17 protein-coding genes are annotated in these 17,682 nt (G+C 63.1%); 6 read left to right on the forward strand and 11 right to left on the reverse strand.

Annotation, left to right across the window (positions count from 1 at the left end):
* Window positions 1-116 precede the first annotated feature (116 nt).
* Together V4R08_RS02880 and tsaA are read left to right on the forward strand one after the other, a co-directional pair.
* Window positions 117-1,058: a transglycosylase SLT domain-containing protein gene (locus V4R08_RS02880; protein ID WP_442935676.1), complete on the forward strand. Its 942-nt coding sequence runs from the start codon at window positions 117-119 to the stop codon at window positions 1,056-1,058.
* Between the two features lie 125 nt (window positions 1,059-1,183).
* Window positions 1,184-1,675, forward strand: a complete 492-nt coding sequence (gene tsaA, locus V4R08_RS02885) for a tRNA (N6-threonylcarbamoyladenosine(37)-N6)-methyltransferase TrmO (protein WP_335577956.1) — start codon at window positions 1,184-1,186, stop codon at window positions 1,673-1,675.
* A gap of 27 nt (window positions 1,676-1,702) precedes the next feature.
* Here tsaA and V4R08_RS02890 read toward each other — a convergent pair whose 3' ends face one another.
* The 3 genes from V4R08_RS02890 to V4R08_RS02900 form a co-directional block, all read right to left on the reverse strand.
* On the reverse strand, window positions 1,703-2,944 hold the full coding sequence (locus V4R08_RS02890) for a GNAT family N-acetyltransferase (RefSeq protein ID WP_335580161.1): 1,242 nt from the start codon (window positions 2,942-2,944) through the stop codon (window positions 1,703-1,705).
* Between the two features lie 120 nt (window positions 2,945-3,064).
* Window positions 3,065-3,817 (reverse strand): glycerophosphodiester phosphodiesterase, encoded by a 753-nt coding sequence (locus tag V4R08_RS02895; protein WP_335577957.1) that lies wholly within the window; start codon window positions 3,815-3,817, stop codon window positions 3,065-3,067.
* 5 nt (window positions 3,818-3,822) lie between these two features.
* A complete protein-coding gene (locus V4R08_RS02900) occupies window positions 3,823-4,290 on the reverse strand; it encodes a RidA family protein (protein WP_335577958.1) in 468 nt (155 codons plus the stop codon).
* 246 nt (window positions 4,291-4,536) lie between these two features.
* Between V4R08_RS02900 and V4R08_RS02905 the strand changes: the two genes are divergently transcribed.
* Window positions 4,537-5,424: a cell envelope integrity EipB family protein gene (locus tag V4R08_RS02905; RefSeq protein WP_335577959.1), complete on the forward strand. Its 888-nt coding sequence runs from the start codon at window positions 4,537-4,539 to the stop codon at window positions 5,422-5,424.
* A gap of 39 nt (window positions 5,425-5,463) precedes the next feature.
* Here the strand turns inward: V4R08_RS02905 and V4R08_RS02910 are convergent, their stop codons facing one another.
* Window positions 5,464-6,753, reverse strand: a complete 1,290-nt coding sequence (locus V4R08_RS02910) for a DNA polymerase IV (protein WP_442935616.1) — start codon at window positions 6,751-6,753, stop codon at window positions 5,464-5,466.
* Window positions 6,750-7,049: a DUF3572 domain-containing protein gene (locus tag V4R08_RS02915; RefSeq protein WP_335577960.1), complete on the reverse strand. Its 300-nt coding sequence runs from the start codon at window positions 7,047-7,049 to the stop codon at window positions 6,750-6,752. Before V4R08_RS02915 ends, V4R08_RS02910 begins: the two co-directional genes overlap by 4 nt.
* A 234-nt stretch (window positions 7,050-7,283) precedes the next feature.
* On the opposite strand from V4R08_RS02915, the gene V4R08_RS02920 reads away from it, so the two are divergent.
* Window positions 7,284-7,649 (forward strand): response regulator, encoded by a 366-nt coding sequence (locus tag V4R08_RS02920; protein ID WP_011510904.1) that lies wholly within the window; start codon window positions 7,284-7,286, stop codon window positions 7,647-7,649.
* A gap of 10 nt (window positions 7,650-7,659) precedes the next feature.
* Entirely contained in the window at window positions 7,660-9,033 is a 1,374-nt protein-coding gene (locus tag V4R08_RS02925) for a PleD family two-component system response regulator (RefSeq protein WP_335577961.1), read from the forward strand.
* A 112-nt stretch (window positions 9,034-9,145) separates the two neighbouring features.
* On the opposite strand, the gene rpmG is transcribed toward V4R08_RS02925, so the two are convergent.
* The 5 genes from rpmG to topA all read right to left on the reverse strand — a co-directional run bounded on the left by rpmG (window position 9,146) and on the right by topA (window position 15,792).
* Window positions 9,146-9,313, reverse strand: coding sequence for a 50S ribosomal protein L33 (gene rpmG, locus V4R08_RS02930; protein WP_007603295.1), 168 nt, complete (start codon window positions 9,311-9,313; stop codon window positions 9,146-9,148).
* Window positions 9,314-9,482: 169 nt separating this feature from the next.
* Window positions 9,483-10,223, reverse strand: a complete 741-nt coding sequence (locus tag V4R08_RS02935; RefSeq protein WP_335577963.1) for an NUDIX hydrolase — start codon at window positions 10,221-10,223, stop codon at window positions 9,483-9,485.
* A gap of 43 nt (window positions 10,224-10,266) precedes the next feature.
* Window positions 10,267-10,707 carry a DUF983 domain-containing protein gene (locus V4R08_RS02940; protein ID WP_335577964.1) on the reverse strand — a complete coding sequence of 147 codons (441 nt, stop codon included), beginning with the start codon at window positions 10,705-10,707 and terminating at the stop codon, window positions 10,267-10,269.
* Complete coding sequence (gene rnr / locus V4R08_RS02945; protein ID WP_335577965.1) at window positions 10,704-13,055, reverse strand: ribonuclease R; 2,352 nt, start codon at window positions 13,053-13,055, stop codon at window positions 10,704-10,706. The genes V4R08_RS02940 and rnr overlap by 4 nt, the downstream gene beginning before the upstream one ends.
* A 1-nt stretch (window position 13,056) precedes the next feature.
* On the reverse strand, window positions 13,057-15,792 hold the full coding sequence (gene topA / locus V4R08_RS02950) for a type I DNA topoisomerase (protein WP_335577966.1): 2,736 nt from the start codon (window positions 15,790-15,792) through the stop codon (window positions 13,057-13,059).
* 255 nt (window positions 15,793-16,047) lie between these two features.
* On the opposite strand from topA, the gene V4R08_RS02955 reads away from it, so the two are divergent.
* Window positions 16,048-16,278, forward strand: coding sequence for a hypothetical protein (locus tag V4R08_RS02955; protein WP_335577967.1), 231 nt, complete (start codon window positions 16,048-16,050; stop codon window positions 16,276-16,278).
* Between the two features lie 68 nt (window positions 16,279-16,346).
* Here V4R08_RS02955 and V4R08_RS02960 read toward each other — a convergent pair whose 3' ends face one another.
* Entirely contained in the window at window positions 16,347-17,633 is a 1,287-nt protein-coding gene (locus tag V4R08_RS02960; protein WP_335577968.1) for a polysaccharide deacetylase family protein, read from the reverse strand.
* Window positions 17,634-17,682: the final 49 nt, after the last annotated feature.

The following is a 17,682-nucleotide window of genomic DNA, read 5'->3' on the forward strand; positions in this document are numbered from 1 at the left end:
TGGAGGGGAAGGGACTGTAGCAGGCTTTTGAAGAAGTCTGTTACGCTCGCGGGATGAAGCCGGCTTTGTCGCCGTCGTGGAAGAGAAACGATATGGCATCGTGCCTTGCCGTTCTCATGCGCTACGCGTTGGCTATGATGCTGGTGATGCCGCAAGTCGCCTTTGCACAGGTCGGCGCGGAGACGGCGGCCGATCCCGGACATCCCGCCAAAACAGACCCCGCCAAGACAGATCCCGTCAAGACAGATCAGGACACGCGCGAATCGATCTGCCTGATGGTCGAGTCGGCGGCGAAGGCCGAGAACTTGCCGCTGGAATTCTTTGCGCGCGTGATTTGGCAGGAGAGTCGGTTTCAGTCCGATGCCGTTGGGCCGTTGACCCGCAGCGGCCAGCACGCGCAGGGCATCGCGCAGTTCATGCCGGGAACGGCGAGCGAGCGGCGGCTGCTCGACCCGTTCGATCCGGTGCAGGCCCTGCCGAAATCGGCCGAGTACCTGAACGAGTTGCGCGGGCAATTCGGCAATCTCGGACTGGCGGCCGCAGCCTATAATGCCGGGCCGCGCCGCGTGCAGGAATGGCTTGACGGCAAGGGGTCGATGCCGGCCGAGACCCGCAACTACGTTGCCGCGATCACAGGATCGCCGATCGAGGACTGGGCTGCGGCCGGCAAAAACGGCAAGCCGCCAGCGAAACCACCGGCGACGAACTGCCACGAGTTGATGGCGCTATTGAAGCGCGCGCCCAATCCGTTTGTCACGGGACTCGAACAGCATGTGAAGCTCGGTGCCGACAAGCCATGGGGCGTGCAGCTCGCAGCCGGCTTCAGCCGCGTCCGCGCCATGGCCATGTACGCACGCGCTATCAGGCGGCTCGGCGCCGTGATCGGCGACCGCGATCCAAGTCTGCTAGGCTCGGTACTGCGCAGCCGCGGCACCCGGACATTCTATCAGGTGCGGATCGGGGCCGATACGCGCGCGGGAGCCGATGGTCTCTGCAACCGGATCAAGCGGGCCGGCGGCGCCTGCCTCGTACTGCGAAATATGCGCGTGAGAGGTTGAGTGCGGCATTCCGCAGCGGGGTGAACTGCTTGGCAGACGCCGGCCTGCGCCACCTGGCGAGATTGGGTTATGCTTTGCGATGAATAACGGTCCGGATCGTGATATCAGGATGCGAGGAGCTAACGATGGTGCGAGAAAGCGAAGTGCGGGCAGGAGAGGTCGTCGTCGAGCCGCCGCCGCCCACTGACGCCGGGCTGGTGTTCATCGGCCGTATTCGCACACCCTGGACGTCCCGTCTGAAGACCCCGCGTCAGGGGTGTCACGACGGCCCGATTTGCCGCCTCGAGATTTTCGATCCCTGGACGCCTGCGTTGCAGGGGCTCGATCGGTATGAGAGCATCGAAGTCATCTACTGGCTGCACCTGTCGCGTCGCGACATCGTGCTGCAGACCCCGAAGAGCAGCGGCGCGACGCACGGCACTTTTTCGCTGCGTTCCCCGGTGCGTCCCAATCCACTGGGAACGTCGCTGGTGAAGCTGGTCGGTATCGAGGGATCGACGGTACTGGTGCGCGGAATGGATTGTCTCGACGAGACGCCGCTGCTCGACATCAAGCCGATCCGTTGCCAGTTCACGCCGCTGGCGCTGCCGCAGGACGGCGATTTCGAAACCGGCTGACGGTTCGGTTGTCCGCCAGCGCGAAGATCAGCAGCCGTTCTTGCGAAACGGCCCGGCGTCGGTCAGTTCGCGGGCCGCTTCGGCGACATAATGTCGTTCGTGCTTGAGATAGTCACCGACCGCGCGGCGCAGCGCGGAGTCGGCGATATAATGCGCCGAGTAGGTGGTTTGCGGCAGATAGCCGCGCGCGATCTTGTGCTCGCCCTGTGCACCGGCCTCCACCGTTTTCAGGCGATGACGGATCGCAAAATCGATCGCCTGATAATAGCAGACCTCGAAATGCAGGAAGGGATGATGCTCGATGGCGCCCCAGTGCCGTCCGAACAGCGTGTTCGAACCGATGAAATTGATGGCGCCGGCGATCCAGCGATTGTCGCGCCGGGCCATGATCAGCGCGATATCCCGGTTCATGCTGTCGCCGATCAGGGAGTAGAAGGACCGAGTCAGGTAGGGCCGGCCCCACTTGCGCGATCCGGTTTCCATGTAGAATTGGAAGAAGGCGTCCCAGGCTTCTTCCGTGAGTTCGCTGCCGGTGAGGACATGGATGGTGATGCCGTTGGCCAGCGCATCGCGGCGTTCGCGGCGGATGGCCTTGCGGTGGCGCGAGGCGAGACTGGCGAGAAAGTCCTCGAAGCTCGAATAGCCTTCGTTCCGCCAGTGAAACTGCTGGTCGGTGCGCTGGAGGAATCCGTTCCCGGCGAGAAACGTCCATTCCTCCTGGCGGGCAAAGGTGACGTGGACCGATGAGGCCTGTGTCGCATCGCAGAGGCCGACGAGACCACCGGCCAGTGCGGCGCGGACACTCGCTTCGTTGCTGCCGGCGCGGATCAAAAGCCGCGGGCCGGTGGCCGGTGTAAACGGAACCGAGGCCAGGAGCTTGGGGTAATAGCGCCCGCCGGCGCCTTCATAAGCCTGGGCCCAGCCATGATCGAATACATATTCGCCCTGTGAGTGCGACTTCAGATAGCACGGCACGATGCCCACGACCGCTCCGTCGAGGCGCGCAATCAAGTGGCGCGGTCTCCATCCGGTGCGTGGGCAAGCCGAATTCGATGCTTCAAGTGCAGTAAAAAAAGCGTGTGATACAAACGGGTTGTATTGCTCTCTTGAGCTTGAACAAGAATCTTGAGCCGATGAAGAAGCCGGGGCTTCACCGGGCGCCGGTGGCCGGTGTTGCTCGGTCGCCGGGTTGGCGCAGGCGTCCCAGTCCGCGGCCGAAATCTGGCTGACGGCTTCGACGGCTTCGAGCGATATGTCGGGTGACGTCATCAAGGAGCTGAACCGGTCCGGCCTTTGATCAGCCATTCTACGCGGTGACCTCCGCTGGTGATGGTCGGGGTGTCAGCCAACAGATTGGACACCATTCTAGTCGCGTCAAGTGTCGCAAGATCATAAGTCCGGGTGGAAACCCTCGAAGATCATTTGATCGGCATATTTGGCGGCGCGCGCGCGCTGTTCCGGCGTGCGTACCGTCCATGTCAGCAGCGGGCATTGGAAAATGTTTCGCGCAATCCATGAGGTTATGTCCGGAAGATCATCCACCGAGTAAGCGACAAAATGAGGCCGGGTGCGGAAGGCATGACGCAGATGGGTCATTGCCGCGCGCTGCTCCGGCGTTGTGTCGGGCCAATCGGCTTTGGTGTAGCGGCGCTCGGCCACGATGCCGCGCGGGCGCGACGGAATCAATTCCCGCAGCGCCATGACCTGATCCGGATCGAACGACATGCCGGCCGCAGGCCCGTTATAGGAGGCCAGCACGTCGGCCATGCGCCGCACCAGTTTGCGGTCGCCGTCGAAACGGCTTTTGACCTCGATCACCAGCGGCACGCGGCCGGCGACCAGCGCGCAGAGATCCGCAAGCGACATCATCCTTTCGGACGTGTTCTTGAAAACGACCTGCCTGAGTTCGGCCGCGGTTTTGGTTCGCAGGGCGCCCGAACCTTCGGTCAGCCGGCCGAGTTCATCGTCATGATGAACCATGGCCTCGCCGTCGGCGGTGAGCTGGATATCGGTCTCGATGCTGAAGTTTCCCGCGATGGCGGCTCGGAACGCCCCCGGCATGCTCTCGACGATGCCGCGGGCGTCGTCATGCAGGCCGCGATGGGCGACCGGGCGTGCCGTCAGCCAGTCGGGCGCGCGCATCGGCGTCAGACGACCTCGAACAGGCCTTCGATTTCGACCGCCGCATCGGCGGGAAGGGAGGCGACGCCGACCGTAACGCGCGCATGGCGGCCCTTGTCGCCGAACGCCGCAACCATCAGATCCGATGCGCCGTTCAACACCTTGGGTCCATCGACGAAATCGGGAGCGGAGTTGACGAAGCCGCCCAGCCTGACGACGCGGACCACTTTGTCGAGATCGCCGAGCGCGGCCTTGATCTGCGCTAGCAGATTGAGGGCGCAGCCACGCGCCGCGGCGCTGCCCTGTTCAACTGTGACGCCCGCGCCCAGCTTGCCCTTGGCGATCAGCTTGCCTTCGGGATTGAAGCAGAGCTGTCCGGATACGAACAACAGGTTGCCGGTGCGGACGAAGCCGACGTAATTCGCCACAGGCGATGCCGGTTCCTGCAAGGTGATGCCCTGCGCCGCCAGTTTCTGCTCGATCGTTCCTGCCATGTCAGTCCCCGGTATGGATGTTCCGCCTGAATAACTCCGCTCAGGCTCTCTCTATCTCGCCCATCGTTATGTCACATGCAAGCGATGGCGGGCCGGGGCGGATTTTGCGGGATACCCGGCACCCGGCGACAGCGCGATCAAACTATCGGGATCGACCGTCAAATCGCAGTCTGTCGTGGCGCCGCCCTAGTTGTGGCGCAATAGAGCAGTGACTATGCTCGGATTCGGTCAACATCGAGAGACGACATGCGCGACTATTTCCATTTTTCAGCCTTGCGATTTTGGCCCGGGTTTCTGACGCTGGCTGTAGCAGCGGCGTGTCCGCCACTCGGCAGCGCCGCGCACGCCGCGGCCGGTGTACCATTTCTCGCTCATCAGGCGTTGTACGATCTGAACCTCCTGAAGTCGCGCGGCAGCACCTCGCTCGACAGTGCCCGCGGGCGGATCCTTTACAAGTTTTCCGGAAATGCCTGCGAGGGTTACACGTCGGACTTCAGGCAAGTCTCGGAAATGAAGAGCGGGGAAGGCAAGACCACGCTGAGCGATCTGCAATCGACGAGTTGGGAAGATGCGAAGGGCAGGAGCTACCGTTTCAAGATCGCGACACGCACGGACGACAGCGATCAGAGCGAGGTTGACGGCATCGCTGAACGGACCGGCGACAAGATCACGGTGAAGTTGAAACAACCGGTCGCCAAGACGTTCACCCTCGACGGCAAGGTGGTGTTTCCGACCGAACAGATCCAGCGCATCATCGCGGCCGCGAAAGAGGGCAAATCGCTGCTCCAACTCACCGTTTATGACGGCTCGGACAACGGCGAGAAGGTCTACAACACGCTTGCGGTTATCGGCAAACCCATTCCCGGCGATAAACCAGGAGCGTCGCCGGATCCGTCGACCACCAACGGTCAGATGAAGAGGCTGACGCGATGGCCCGTCACCGTCAGCTACTACGATCGCGACGTCCCGGCCAACAGCGGCGAACAAACACCGGTCTACGTCATGTCGTTCGAACTGTTCGAGGATGGCGTGTCGCGGGCGCTGGTGCTCGACTACAATGACTTCGTGATTTCCGGGACACTGGGCAAATTCGACGTCAGCGACGTCAAGAACGCCAAACCCTGCAAGCGATGACGCCGGGATAAGGTAAGCTTACGAATGGCTTGGCCGTTTTTACTGACGTGGTTTCTCGGGCCCGTCATAGGCTATGCCCCTGATGACGGCCGCGCTCCCGAACTTGTTGCGCAGATGGTCCATCGCTCGCTCGGCATCGGCCGAGCGGCGATCGAGCATATCGGTGTCGTCAGCCTGTGACCCCGGCCGCAAGGCACTGACGCCCGCTCCCATCAGGCGGAAGGCGGTGCCGTCGATTTCCTTCGCCAGCATTTCGCGGCAGGTTGCGAAAATCTTCGACGCGAGTTGGGTCGGGACGGAGACCGATTGCGAACGGGTCCGTTGCCGGAAATCGGCGGTCTTCAGTTTCAGCGTGATTGTCGATCCCGCCAGTCCGCTTGTCTTCAGCCGTGACGACACCCTCTCCGACAGACGCCAGAGGATTCGTTCGAGCGTGGCGAAGTCGCGGACATCGGTCTCGAACGTCGTCTCGCTGGAGATGGTCCTGGCGCCGCGGTCGGCGATCACTCGCCGGTCGTCGATGCCGCGCGCCAGCCGCCATAGTCGGCGGCCCTCGGTCGAAAATTGCTTCATCATGTCGATCTCGTCGGCGCGCTGCAGATCGCCGATGGTCCGGAAGCCGCGCTGCGCCAGCCGCTCCTGGGTGGCGGGGCCGACGCCGAAAATGAAGCCGACCGGCTTGTCCGCGAGCATGATGCGCGCCTCGCCCTGATCGAGCGCTGCGAATCCGCGTGGCTTGTCGAGGTCCGAGGCGATCTTCGCGAGGAATTTGTTGCACGACAGTCCGACCGACACCGTGATGCCGATGGTGCGCTCGACGTCGGCTGCGAATTTTGCCAGCACCTTGGCCGGAATCGTGCCGTGGACACGCTGGGTGCCGCCGAGGTCGAGGAAGGCCTCGTCGATCGACAGCGGTTCCACCAGCGGCGTCAGCGCCTGCATGGCGTGCCGCACCTCGCGGCCGACCCGGACATATTTCGCCATGTCCGGCGCAATGACGGCGGCGGAGGGGCAGAGCGCCAGCGCCTTGAACATCGGCATGGCGGAATGCACGCCGTAGGTCCGGGCGATATAGCAGGCGGCCGACACCACGCCACGCCTGCCGCCGCCGATGATGACGGGTTTGTCCGCAAGCGCAGGATTGTCGCGTTTCTCGACGGTGGCGTAGAATGCGTCGCAATCGATATGGGCGAGGCTCAACGCCGGCAGTGCGCAGTGGCGCACGAGCCGGGGAGAGCCGCATGTGCTGCAACGAACCGCCGGAAAGCCGGGATCGCCGAAACAGTCCCGGCAAATGCACAATGGACCGTCAGACGAACCTACAGTCACGGAACCTCGCGCTCCCAAAGGGGATCGCCGAGCGCCTCCCGCGCGGCGGCGATCGTGGTGGGATGATGTCCCGAGGAGTCCGAAAAAGCCGTCACGGTTGCGTCGTCGCGCAGCACGAAATCGAGCACGCCGGCAAGGAAGTGAGGATCGGAGGCTGAGGCGCGCAGGGTCTCCGGACCAATTCCGGTTTCGGCCAGAAACCGGCCCAGCCGTTCGCCGTCGCCAGCGACGAACGAAAGCGCCTGAATCGCCACGATCTCAGCTACTTCGCGCGGGTTATGCACACGCTTTGTCATTGTGGCTGTTTGCCTTTCCGTAACCTATCGTCTCTACTTTGGAAGCATCATGCCCGAGTCCCTGAAACGTGTTCAAGCAAGTGCTAATCCGCTCGCATAAAGATCGTACTGCGCCTTAACGGCTTTGGAGCGAGTTCTGGTGCAAATCTAAATCCAGTTTGCGGATAAGTTTGTGATGCTTGTGCATGCTTCGCTCACCAAGGCGGGTGAGCGCAGCGTCGACTGGAGGCCAGGGTGGCCAAGACGGTCCTGATCGTAGAAGACAACGAACTCAACATGAAGCTCTTCCGCGATCTGTTGGAGGCTCATGGGTATCAGACGTCGGGGACCAGCAACGGTTTCGAGGCGCTCGACCTGGTCCGCAAGCTTCGCCCTGATCTCGTTCTCATGGATATTCAGTTGCCGCAGGTGTCCGGTCTCGATGTCACGCGCTGGATCAAGGACGATCCAGAGCTGCGCGCGATTCCCGTGGTCGCGGTGACGGCATTTGCGATGAAGGGCGACGAAGAGCGTATCCGCGAGGGCGGTTGCGAGGCTTATCTGTCGAAGCCGATTTCCGTCGGCAAGTTCATCGAGACCGTCCGTCGGTTCGTGGGTTAAGGAGACAGCGGTGTCTGCGCGTGTTCTGGTCGTCGACGATATCCCCGCCAACGTCAAGCTGCTGGAAGCACGATTGTCGGCGGAGTATTTCGACGTCATGACCGCGTCCAACGGCGCGCAGGCGCTGGAGGTCTGCGCGCGTGCCAAGTGCGACATCGTCCTGCTCGATATCATGATGCCGGACATGGACGGTTTCGAGGTCTGCCGCCGGCTGAAGGCCGACCCGGCAACTCATTTCATCCCCGTGGTGATGGTGACGGCGCTGGACAGCCCGTCCGACCGTGTGCGCGGGCTCGAGGCCGGCGCCGACGACTTCCTGACCAAGCCGGTCTCGGATGTGGTGCTGATCGCGCGGGTCCGCTCGCTGACACGTCTGAAGATGATGACCGACGAGCTGCGCCTGCGCGCCGTCACCTCGCTCGAAATCGGCGTGCAGGCGCCGGAGCGCGACGCGGTTGCCGACACCGGGAAGGGTGGGCGCATCCTGCTGGTCGATGATCGCGCCTCGTCGTATGAGCGGCTGGCCTCGGTGCTGAGCGCTGAGCACACCGTCGATGTCGAAACCGATCCGTCCGAGGCGCTGTTTCATGCCGCCGAAAGCAATTACGATCTTCTCATCGTGTCGCTCGGACTGGAAAATTTCGACGGCCTGCGGTTGTGCAGCCAGGCGCGCTCGCTGGAGCGTACACGGCACGTTCCGATCCTTGCCATAGCCGATGCCAACAGCAATACGCGATTGCTGCGTGGTCTCGAAATCGGCGTCAACGATTATCTGCTGCGGCCGGTCGACAAGAACGAGTTGCTCGCCCGCGCCCGCACGCAGATCCGCCGCCGCCGTTACACCGACCACCTGCGCGACAACGTGCAGAACTCGATCGAAATGGCGGTCACCGACGGGCTGACCGGGTTGCACAACCGCCGCTATATGGAAAGCCATCTGGTTACGCTGGCCGAGCAGGCCTCGCTGCGCGGCAAGCCGCTGGCCCTGATGATGCTCGATATCGACTTCTTCAAGTCGATCAATGACAGCTACGGCCACGATGCCGGCGACGACGTGCTGCGCGAATTCGCGGTGCGAATCCGCAAATCCATCCGCGGTATCGATCTCGCCTGCCGGTATGGCGGGGAAGAGTTCGTGATCGTGATGCCGGAGACCGATCTGCACGTCGCCGGCATGGTGGCCGAGCGGCTGCGCCGCTCGATCGCAGGCGAACCGTTCGCTGTCCACAAGGGTGCGAAGCGGATTGACGTGACCATCTCGATCGGACTGTCGATCCTGGAGCGGAAGGGAGAACCGGTCGCCGACGTTCTCAAGCGCGCCGACATCGCGCTCTATCGCGCCAAGCACGACGGCCGAAACCGCGTCGTGGCAGAGGCGGCATGACCCTTCGTCGGTATGATTTTCGCACCGTAGCAGCATCCTTGCCGCCGCAGGTCCACGCAAAATAAAACGGGGCATGAAAGCCCCGCTCCAATTCACCGCCGATGAAGTGATCTTACTTGATCTTGGCTTCGCGGAATTCGACGTGCTTGCGCGCCACCGGATCGTACTTTTTCTTGACCAGCTTGTCGGTCATTGTTCGCGAATTCTTCTTGGCGACGTAATAGAAGCCGGTGTCGGCGCTGGAAACCAGCTTGACCTTGATGGTGACCGCCTTGGCCATGTGAAAACCCTTTGATGTCGGGGATCGGAAAAGCCGGCCCAGCATCAGGCCCGCGTCTGGCCGGCAAACTAGCCGCGAAATGCCCAAAGTCAAGGATTTCGAGGCTGTTGAGGGCTTGAGATAGGCCCATTCTCCGCAAAGAGCCGGTTTCCATCCCGGAAATGACGTTTCAAGCTACGCCCGGCAAAACATCCCTGTGCATCCTGCCGCCGTAGAAACGGAAGAACGGCACGTCGGCATCGTGACGCAGCGGACCGGCGGCGAGACGCTTTTCGAGTTCGCCGAGCACGCTCCTGGTTATGGGATGAAGGTCGGCGAGAGACTTTGCGTCCATCTCGACCCAGACCAGCTCGACCAGTTCGGCGTCGGCGTGGATCACGCCATCGATACGATGGGCGATCGCGGATGCATCCGCGCTGAAGAAGCGGGTGTCGAAACGCCGGACGTAGCCCGGCGGGGTGATGGCGCGTGCGATCAGGTGAAGGCTGGAGGGGTCGGGCAGCAATCCGGCATCGCCGAACGGTTGCCAGGCCCCGGTCAACCTTGCGACGGCGCCTCTGTTCTTGCGTCCGAGGCAAAGTCCGGTTTCCTCGCAGGCCTCGCGGATCGCAGCAACCGCAAGCGAGCGCGCGCGAGACGATTGGATCTTCGGGCCGCCCTTGAGCAGGTTGGCCTCGAGTTCTTTCGGGATCGGTGCAGCGAGCGGTACTTTATTATCGGTCGTTTCGACGCTGCCGCCGGGAAAGACGAACTTGCCCGGCATGAAGATCACCTTGTCATGGCGTTTGCCGAGCAGCACTCTTGGCGCGGCCGCGCTGCGGTCGATCAGGATCAGCGCGGCGGCATCTTTCGGGCGACGATAGGGGTGGCGGCTGGCCTCTTGCAGGGAGTGTTGCGCCGCCTCGCTCATCTCGCTAACCGCGCAGTTCCGATGACCGGGCCGAACTGCCAGATCAGAATTGATCTTCGACAAAATTCTCGTCGAAACCGTGCATACGCAAGGCCCACTGGAGGCCGACCACCCCGCCCTTGATCGGCTGAATCAGCCATAGCGCCAGGAACAGCGTCATCGGCAGATAGATCGCCCACTGAGCGATGAGCGGCGGCGAAAACTCTTTCTCTATCAGCAGCGCCAGCGGTATCACGATGTGGCCGACGACGATGATAACGAGATAGGCGGGCAGGTCGTCGGCGCGGTGCGGGGAAAAATCGAGTCCGCATTCCGAACAGTTGTCGGCGGTCTTCAGAAAGGCGCGAAAGAGCTTGCCTTTGCCGCATTTCGGGCAGCGGCCGGAAAAGCCGCGCTTCATCGCGGCCCAGAGATGGCGCTTCTCGCCTTCCGAGGTCCAGATTGTGGCGGCTGTGCTCGCGGTATCGGGAGTAGGCGCCGTCATGATTTGCCCTTCTTCGGTTTGCCGGCCTTACTCTTACCCGGCTTGCGCGATGCCTTGCGCGGTTTGCGGCCCGGATGGACCTTCGAATGGACTTCGGGATGCCGCGTGCCCTGTGGACTACGCGGCCCCTTCGTGTTCCGACCGCCGCGCGCGCGGTGATCGCGTGGCCCGGCATGGCCTCCAGATAGGAGTTCGAAACGCAGGGCGCCAGCCAAGGGTATAGCTTCTACCAGACGAACCTCGACCACGTCACCCAGCTTGTGCATGGCACCGCTGCGCGAGCCCACCAGCGCGTGGCGGGCCTCGTCATAGTTGAAATATTCCGTGCCCAGGGACCGGATCGGGATTAGTCCATCGGCACCGGTATCGGTCAGTTTCACGAACAGCCCCGCGCGGGTCACTCCCGAAATCCGGCCCTCGAAGATATTGCCGATGCGGTCGGCGAGGAAATGCGCGATCAGGCGGTCGGCGGTCTCGCGTTCCGCCTTCATGGCGCGGCGTTCGGTGACGGAAATCTGCGCGGCGATTTCGGCCAGCGTCTCGGTGGTCTCGGCGTCCGGCAGCGCGCCGTCGCCAAGGCCGAGCGCTCGGATCAGGGCGCGGTGCACCATCAGGTCCGCGTATCGCCTGATCGGGGACGTGAAATGCGCGTAGCGCCGCAGGTTGAGGCCGAAGTGGCCGTAGTTCTCCGCGGAATATTCAGCCTGCGCCTGCGACCGAAGCACCACCTCGTTCACCAGCGACTCGGAGTCGTGGCCCTTGACCTGATCGAGGACGCGATTGAACAACTCGGGCCTCAGCGCGCCGCTCTTGGCGAAGGACATGTCGAGCGTCTTCAGGAACTCCCGAAGGTTGTGGACTTTCTCCACCGTCGGCTCGTCATGGACCCGATAGATCAGCGGCTGGCCCTTCTTCTCCAGCATCTCCGCGGCGGCGACGTTGGCGAGGATCATGAACTCCTCGATCAGGCGGTGAGCGTCGAGCCGCTCCGGCACGATGACGCGGTCAACCGTGCCGTCGGTCTTCAGGAGAATCTTGCGCTCGGGCAGTTCGAGATCGAGCGGATCGCGCTCGTCGCGCGCCCGCTTCACCAACGCATAGGCCGCATAAAGCGGTTTCAGGATCGGGTCGAGCAGGGGGCCGGTGGCATCGTCGGGGTTGCCGTCGATCGCGGCCTGCGCCTGCGCGTAGTTCAGCTTTGCCGCCGAGCGCATCAGGATGCGATGAAATGTATGCGAGCGCTTGCGGCCGTCGGGACCGATCACCATGCGCACGGCCAGGGCGCCGCGCGCTTTTCCGGGTACCAGCGAACAGAGATCGTTGGAGATGCGCTCAGGCAGCATCGGCACCACGCGGTCGGGGAAATAAACCGAATTGCCCCGCGTCAGCGCATCATGGTCCAGCGCCGATTCAGGCCGCACGTAATAGGCAACGTCGGCGATGGCGACGGTGACGATGACGCCGCCCTTGTTGTTCGGATCGTCGTCGGGCGTGGCGTGAACCGCGTCGTCGTGATCCTTGGCATCGGGCGGATCGATGGTCACGAGCGGCAGCGCGCGCCAGTCTTCGCGGTTACGAAGGGTCGCGGGCTTCGCAGCCTCGGCTTCGCGCAAGGCAGCCGGCGCAAACGCCTGCGGAATGTCGTGGGCGTGGATCGCGATCAGGCTGACGGCCTTTTCGGTCGCGAGCGAGCCTAGCCGCTCCTTCACCTTGCCCGACGCAAGACCGAAACCGCGCGTACGCACGAGTTCGACGCTCACGAGATCGCCGTCCTCCGCGCCGGCGCTGTCGGCTTTCGCGATGTTCAACTCGCGGCCGGCCTGTTTCTTGTCGACCGGCACCAAGCGGCCGCCGCCCTGAGGCAAGGTGCGGTAGATGCCGAGGATACGCGCGCGGGTGTGATCGATCACCTTGATGACGCGAGCACGATAGCGTGCGGAGTCGTCCGGCTCCGTCGCTTCGATGCGCAGCAGCGCGCGGTCGCCGACGCCGGCCGCGGTGCCGGGCTTGGTGCGGCGCGGCACATGGATGCGGATTTTCGGTGGGGCGCCTGCCTCCTCGTCCCATTCGGTGGGCGTCGCGAGAAGTTCGCCGTCGCTATCGCGTCCGGTGATATCGGCTATCAGCGTCGGCGGCAGCGTTTCCGCCTGCTGCAGCTTGCGGCCTTGTTTGACGATCGTACCGTCGTCCGCGAGATCGCGCAGGATTTGCTTGAGTTCGACGCGATCCGCGTTCTTCAGGCCGAACTCGCGGGCGATCTCGCGTGTTCCCGCTCGCCCCGGATGGGCGCGAATGAAGGCGACGATGGTCTCGCGGTCCGGGAAACGCTTGTCGCGCGGTTTGCTCACGTCAGCCGTTCTTGCCAGCACTCTTCTTTGCGGGCGCTTTTTCAGCCTTGGCCGGCGGTTTGACTGCTGCGATCGAACCGCGCGCCTTGCTCACCGCGGCGGACTTCGGCTTGACGGAGGCCTGTTTCGCAGCCGCCTTTTTGGTCGGCTTTGCTGCCACGGCGTTGGCCTTGCCGGTCTTTTCAGTTCCGGCGGGCTTGGCTTTCTTTGCCGCGCGCTTCGGCTTGCCGCCGCCTTTGGCGGCGCGTTCGTCGATCAGCGCGATGGCCTCGGGCAGGGTGATAGTGTCCTGGGTCTTGTCGCTCGGAATTGTGGCGTTGATGCCGCCAGCGGAAACGTAGACGCCGTATCGCCCGCTCTTGACCACCACACCGCCAAGAGTGGGGTGATCGCCAAGCGGCTTGCCCGGATCGGCGCCAAAGCGGCGGCTCGGCCCCTTTGCGATTTTCTCCGCGATCAGCGTCACCGCGCGGTTGAGGCCGATGTCGAACACCTCGTCGCCGGCTTCCAGACTCGCATAGGTTTTTTCATGCCGTACGAACGGACCGAAGCGGCCGATGCCGGCTGTGATCGGCTCGCCGGTCTCCGGATGCTTGCCGATTTCGCGCGGCAGCGAAAGGAGCTTCACGGCGAGGTCCAGCTCCATGTCAGCGGGCGACGTGTTCTTCGGAATGCCCGCGCGTTTCGGCTTTTCGCCCTCGCCATAATCGCTGGGTTCGCCGAGCTGGATGTAGGGTCCGAAGCGGCCGGACTTCACCGTGACATCGAGACCGCTCTGTGGATCCTTGCCGAGAACGCGGTCGCCGCCAGCGTCGCCATCGGCGGCGAGGGGACGGGTGTAGCGGCATTCCGGGTAGTTGGAGCAGCCGACGAAGGCGCCGAACTTTCCGGCCTTGAGGTTCAGTTTTCCGGTCCCGCAGGTGGGACACTGGCGCGGATCGCCGCCATCCTCGCGCGGCGCATAGATGTGCGGCCCGAGCATGTTGTCGAGCACGTCGAGCACTTCGGAAACGCGAACGTCCTTGATCTCATTGACCACGCCGATGAAGTCATTCCAGAAATCCTTCAGGACTTGCTGCCACGACACCTCGTTGTTCGAGATGCGGTCTAGCTGCTCCTCGAGGTTGGCGGTGAAGTTGTATTCGACATAGCGCGCGAAGAAATTCTCGAGGAACGCCACGACGACGCGGCCCTTGTCTTCGCCGTAGAGCCGTTTCTTCTCGAGTTTGACGTATCCGCGATCCTTGAGCACCTGCAGGATCGAGGCGTAGGTCGAGGGACGGCCGATGCCGAGTTCCTCCATGCGCTTGACCAGCGAGGCTTCCGAGAAGCGCGGCGGCGGCTCGGTGAAATGCTGGGTGACGCTGAGGTTCTCGCGCCTCAACGCTTCGCCGTCGCTCATGGCGGGAAGACGACGGCTGTCCTCGTCTTCCTCATCGTCGCGGCCTTCCTGATACAGCGCCAGGAAGCCGTCGAACTTGACGACCTGGCCGCTGGCGCGCAGTTCCAGCACGCGCGATCCGGCCCTGGCCGCGATGTCGACGGTGGTGCGTTCCAGTTCCGCCGACTCCATCTGACTGGCGATGGTCCGGATCCAGATTAGCTCATAGAGCCTGGCCTGATCGGAATCGAGACGCCGCTTCATGTCCGCGGGACGGCGCGACAGGTCGGTCGGGCGAATCGCCTCATGGGCTTCCTGCGCGTTCTTGGCCTTGGTCTGATACTGGCGCGGCGCATCCGGCACGTAGGCGTTGCCATAATCCTCGCCGATCACCTTGCGCGCCTGCGTGATCGCCGAGCCGTCGATCTGGACGCCGTCGGTTCGCATGTAAGTGATGAGGCCGGTGGTCTCGCCGCCGATATCGATGCCTTCGTAGAGCCGTTGCGCGATCCGCATCGTATGCGCCGGCGCGAAGCCGAGCTTGCGGCTCGCCTCCTGCTGCAGGGTCGAGGTGGTGAAGGGCGCCTGCGGGTTGCGGCGCGCCGGTTTCGCCTCGACGGTCGAGACGGTGAAATTGGCGGCCTCGATCGCCTTCCTGAAATCCTCGGCCTCGGCGCCGCTGCCGATGTCGAGCCGCTGAATTTTCTTGCCGTCGGCGCCGACCAGGCGAGCTTCGAAGGTTTCGCCGCGCGGGGTCGCCAGGGTCGCGATCAGCGACCAGTATTCGCGCGGGACGAATTTCTCGATCTCAAGCTCGCGGCTGCAGACCAGCCGCAAGGCGACCGACTGCACGCGACCGGCCGAGCGTGCGCCGGGCAGCTTGCGCCACAGCACCGGGGAGAGGGTGAAGCCGACCAGATAGTCGAGCGCACGGCGCGCCATGTAGGCGTCGACCAGCGCGCCGTCGATCTGGCGAGGATTCTTCATCGCGTCGGTGACGGCCTGCTTGGTGATGGCGTTGAAGACAACGCGCTCGATCTTCTGGTCCTTCAGCGCGCGCTTCTGCTTCAACACCTCAAGCACATGCCAGGAGATCGCCTCGCCCTCGCGATCGGGGTCGGTGGCGAGAATAAGCTTGTCGGCGCCCTTGAGCGACTTGGCGATGTCGTTGAGTCGGCCGACGGCCTTGGGATCGACCTCCCAGATCATCTGGAAATTGGCATCCGGATCGACCGATCCGTTCTTGGCGGGGAGGTCGCGGACGTGGCCGAACGACGCCAGCACCTCGTAGGAAGCGCCCAGATACTTGTTGATCGTCTTGGCCTTTGCAGGCGACTCAACAATGACGATATTCATGTTATTCCAATGGCTTAATGAGAAAACTCAAGGCCGGTTCCGCGAGGGATGCGCGGACGGTTTCGGGGCGAACATGGGTGCAGCACGCCCTTAAGTCAAATAGACTTGTGTGAAAACCTTTGGTCTCACCTCTCTTAAAGATTGTATTGTTTTAACAACTCTACCTATAGATGTTCAATCATAAAGGGTAACGGAAGCGAACAGCTTCCTCCCTGACTGTGATCAGCCTGACTGTGATGAGAAGGAGTCTCCGGGATGAGGGGACGACCAGACCGGAAAGCGGATTCCCGCGACGACAGGGCCTGCGCGGGCGAATCCGCCGGTGACGGCGGTCCGGACGAGGCCGCACGCTATCTGGCGGCGGCGGTCGCCGATCTTGGGCTGATTGCCCGGCGCCACGGTCTTGAAACCCTCGGCTATCTGCTCGACATGGCGCAGATGGAAGCCGAGGACATCGTCCTCCGCGCTACGCGCGATCGGAGCTGAGGGGCTTCGGGTGCCGGGCTAAGTCCCGGTATTTGTGTAAGCCTCCGCTTGCTCTTGCGGACTGCGCGCTAGTGCAATCCGGGTGGGGTCACCGGCGCGCTTCCCGGAATCGTGCGCTTCGCGGCGCTCGCATCGATCGCAATCAGATGTGCAATTTCATCGACGCCATCGCTTGGCTCGCCGGTTTGCTCGGCGTGGTGCGACACCGGAACGACGGCGTTAAGCGGCACAGCGGATTTTTCCTGGATTGCGAACACATTTTGCGCGGGCACCGGAAACGTGTCGGTGGCGTTGCCGGCAGCCACCGCCAATTGGCGCGGCCATAGCGGCTCTTCCGGCAGCGGCACGGCGCCGCGCACGAAACGCCGTGAGCGCTCGAAAGCCTCGGGCAAAAGCATCAACTTGCCGTCGTGCAGATCGGAATCCGAGATCGCAGGAGCGGGGAGCGTGCCGGTGTTTGCAAAACTGAAGCTCGGCACTTTGGGCCAATGCGAGATCGCGACCGTTTCCGGGGTCGGATGCAACCGCCAGTCCTGCGGCTCGGTCGGTGTCTTCGGCAGACTAGGTGTGGCCGGAACCACGTGAACGATGTGGTAGCCGCGCTCCTTCAGTGTGCGGAGAATCCTGGGCAGCGCCGCCACCGTCCGCGCCTGGATGTCGTGCAACAGCAAAATGCCTTTGCCCTTGGCCTCGATCCGGCTGATTGCGAGCTGATAGACGCGGTCGGCCGAGATGTGCCGCCAGTCGTCCGCCGGAAAGTCTGCGCTCCAGACCTGAATGCCTTTCGACGCCAGATAGTCCTCGACGCCCTTCGCCCGCAACAGACCGGGAATGCGCATGAATGGCGCCACAGCCGCAGGATCGCCCAATGCCGCCGCCGCGGAAGCGATACCGTCGTCGATTTCCTTTCGCGCCCGTTCGATCGGCATCCGGTTCATACTAAGGGGATGGTTCTGCGAATGGGTGCCGATGGAATGACCGGCTGCCAGCACCCGGCGGAGGTCTTGCGGATAGTCGTGCGCCATCCGGCCGATCGTAAAGAAGGTTGCCTTTACGCATTCCCGAGCGAGGATATCGAGAATCTGGAGGCTATGCGGCGGCAGCGGGCCGTCGTCGAAGGTCAGCACCACCTCATGATCCCGGAGCGGCAACGTTTCCGGGTATTGCATGGTGCCGATGCGTGGATGTTCGCGCGGGTCCACGACCAGCGTCCGGAAGGTTCCGAGGGCATCGGGATTGCCGGGACAGTCGCCGGCCCGGGCGGGAAATGCGGTGAATTCCAGTGTGGCGGCGAGCAGGCCGAGGCAAAGAATCCACTGTGGCCGCAGCCAGGCTCCGTTCAACGTCTTTGCCATTCGAGATACCTTCAGACCGTCCATTTCGGCCCGAAACTACAGGCCAGGC

It is taken from the genome of Nitrobacter sp. NHB1 (assembly GCF_036964665.1).
GTDB lineage: Bacteria > Pseudomonadota > Alphaproteobacteria > Rhizobiales > Xanthobacteraceae > Nitrobacter.